We start from the raw sequence: 1791 nt of genomic DNA, 5'->3' as shown, positions 1-1791 counted from the left end.
ATCTGGCTTTAATTTTCCTTTGCAAAGGTAAGCAAGGTCGTAAGAACACAAAGTACCGCTACGCTATTTAAGGATATTCTCACGGCAGCCTTCCGCAAATCAAAGATTTGGGTTTTCCATGAGAATATCCTTAAATTACTTTGCTTATCTTCCTAATGACCTTACTACCTTATTTGCACGTAAAATTTGAAAGCTCGATAGTCTCCTGCTGTAAAAAGTAGAGAACTAAAGGGAAAAGTATTCACTTAAAATTAAACATATGGAAAGATTAAAGTTGCAGAGAGTGGGAAGAAACTACAGTGGGAACATTGCTTACAAGGATGAGAAAGGTAACTTTTACCTTGACCTAAATACAGCTACTAACGCAATTCCAACAGAGTTATATCATTGCCATCCATCTAATGATATGGATGGAGAACCAGGGTGTCCTTTGCAGTGTGATTTTGAAATCATAAACCCTATTACAGATATAGAAGTTAGAGAATATCATTGCAGAGGAAAGTATATGATGTTATCGAAGATATACAATGATTTGACAGCATATTTTGGAGAGACAGGCGAGGAAGAACGTGATAAGCAAGACTTTCGTTATCACAATGACAAATATGGTCTTTGGGGTGATACCATTGCGGAAACTATAGACGAACTAAAGAGACGTTGGCACGAAATACCCGAAGACTTAAAACCTGAATGGTTTTCATGGGAGGATATTGTGAAGTTGGAGCGTAAAGCAGAATTAAGCAACTTCCAATAATATGTTGTATATGGTTACACTGCATAAGTAATCTTTATATCTATTTTTCTACTTGCAACTTACATGCAAGTAGAGAATTTATTAAATTTACAGTCATAAAACTAAAAGCTATGTTTACAATCGAGAAATTCAGAAACGAGTGTGCTAATGTTTCAACTGAAACCGAACTAAGAGAGAAAATTGAGGAGTGTGCAAGATTCTTCGGGTATGAAGTTCGTCAGCGTGGTGCTAATCTAAGCGACTACTTCCCTTATGGCGATGTAGAAGAGGAGTATGTAGGACACTTCTTTGTTGAGCTAAAGAATGGAAACTACTTGTTAGCAGACAATGCTACAATAGCAGAAGTTGAGCCAAGAAAAGTAAAGTTCTATGCTAATTATGATGACCCAGGAAGTAATGATTACGTTTATACTTTTGAAATCGTATAAATTCACTTTTGGTTTAGTGTAATCCTTTTGTAAGAATAAGTGTATATATCATCTTAGATGCTGGTTTTCCATAAAGATTGCCAGCTTCTTTTTTGTGCTGCGCCAGATGGTCGCAGCACACATCAATCATAGCCCTATCAAAACGTGCTATCGCAAGTTTTTCTCTTTCTTGCTTTTCCCTAATGCTTTCTACTTTATCCCCACAGCTTCGCCAGTATTCCGCTAAGCATTAGGAACGCACTTATCTCATATACATGAGCGTGCTTATCCTTTCTGCTTTGCAGAACACAGGCTACGCTGAAACCCTTAAAACAGACAGAGCTGTTTTAATCCCATGAAAACCACAGTCTCATGTTCTACGAAGCATTTCGACAGAGGTTTTCAAGGGACTTTGGGAGAGCGGTTATGACATCATCCTATTTTAAAGCCTACGGCAATACAGCTATTCTTTACCCTCTTATCCTTGGGCATAGCCCTGTGTTCGTTGTAGTCGTTTACACTCCTTGCATACACGATCTGGCTTTAATTTTCCTTTGCAAAGGTAAGCAAGGTCGTAAGAACACAAAGTACCGCTACGCTATTTAAGGATATTCTCACGGCAGCCTTCCG

General features: G+C 38.2%; 3 protein-coding genes. All 3 read left to right on the top strand.

The window, feature by feature from the left end:
- Window positions 1-259 precede the first annotated feature (259 nt).
- The 3 genes from F596_RS0110650 to F596_RS11960 all read left to right on the top strand — a co-directional run bounded on the left by F596_RS0110650 (window position 260) and on the right by F596_RS11960 (window position 1767).
- Window positions 260-754, top strand: coding sequence for an LPD11 domain-containing protein (locus F596_RS0110650; RefSeq protein ID WP_024992678.1), 495 nt, complete (start codon window positions 260-262; stop codon window positions 752-754).
- 110 nt (window positions 755-864) lie between these two features.
- Window positions 865-1182: a hypothetical protein gene (locus F596_RS0110645; RefSeq protein WP_019036937.1), complete on the top strand. Its 318-nt coding sequence runs from the start codon at window positions 865-867 to the stop codon at window positions 1180-1182.
- A gap of 405 nt (window positions 1183-1587) precedes the next feature.
- Window positions 1588-1767 (top strand): hypothetical protein, encoded by a 180-nt coding sequence (locus tag F596_RS11960; protein WP_024992676.1) that lies wholly within the window; start codon window positions 1588-1590, stop codon window positions 1765-1767.
- Window positions 1768-1791 lie beyond the last annotated feature (24 nt).

The sequence above is a fragment of the Prevotella amnii DSM 23384 = JCM 14753 genome (genome assembly GCF_000378745.1).
In the GTDB taxonomy this organism is placed as follows: domain Bacteria; phylum Bacteroidota; class Bacteroidia; order Bacteroidales; family Bacteroidaceae; genus Prevotella; species Prevotella amnii.
Note: the sequence above shows the minus strand (reverse complement) of the source record. Positions and strands in the feature narration are given on the sequence as shown.